The sequence below is a fragment of the Legionella quateirensis genome (genome assembly GCF_001467955.1).
GTDB classification, from domain to species: domain Bacteria; phylum Pseudomonadota; class Gammaproteobacteria; order Legionellales; family Legionellaceae; genus Legionella; species Legionella quateirensis.
In genome coordinates, this window is sequence record NZ_LNYR01000036.1 from 41,081 (window position 1) to 41,422 (window position 342).

Consider the following 342-nt stretch of genomic DNA (forward strand, 5'->3'; position numbering starts at 1 on the left):
TGGCAGCACCAGCTTTACCTACACAGTGACTTCCGGCGGAGTTACGGAAACGGCTACAGTGAACGTCACGGTCAATCCGGTTAATGATGCCCCAATCAACAGCGTTCCTGGCGCTCAGACCACGAATGAGGACACGGCTCGAGTCTTTAGCTCTGCCAATGGTAATGCCATCAGCCTGACAGACATTGACAGCGCATCTGTGACCACCACGATTTCCGTGGCACACGGCAGCTTAACGGCACTGGCAACAGCTGGGGTGACCATTACGAATAACGGAACAGGAACAGTGACTCTGGTGGGATCTCCAGCCAACATCACCACCGCGTTGAATGGTTTAAGCTA

The 342-nt window shown here is 53.8% G+C and carries 1 protein-coding gene; it reads left to right on the plus strand.

The window, feature by feature from the left end:
• Positions 1-342, plus strand: a 342-nt coding sequence (locus Lqua_RS18380; RefSeq protein WP_193787188.1) for a hypothetical protein, incomplete at both ends; no start/stop codon positions are given.